Consider the following 307-nt stretch of genomic DNA (forward strand, 5'->3'; position numbering starts at 1 on the left):
GGCTACGTCGAACACCGTACGTCGCAGAAGTGTGGTGCGGGTCGGGCGGCCGGCTTAATCGCGGTGATAATCGGTTGGTCGGCGATCACCGGCATCATCGGTTGGCCGGCGCTGGTGATGCTGTTCGCCGGGCCTCGCGTCGGCGAGCCGGGCAAGCCGGTGCGCCTGCCGATCCCATGGCGGGATGTTGGTGGGTACCGCCCGACCGGAAGAAGCATCGCGGCATGCCGGCGTGGCGAGCCTCGGGGTCTACACGAATTCGCCGCCGCCGAGCCCGCCGAAGCCACCGCCGCCACCGGCGCCGCCA

General features: G+C 70.7%; 1 pseudogene. It reads left to right on the forward strand.

Features of this window, described 5'->3' with window-relative positions:
• A pseudogene (locus tag BST12_RS29825) lies at positions 1-307 on the forward strand (hypothetical protein); the annotation flags it as partial.

Source organism: Mycobacterium angelicum (assembly GCF_002086155.1).
Taxonomy (GTDB): Bacteria; Actinomycetota; Actinomycetes; order Mycobacteriales; family Mycobacteriaceae; genus Mycobacterium; species Mycobacterium angelicum.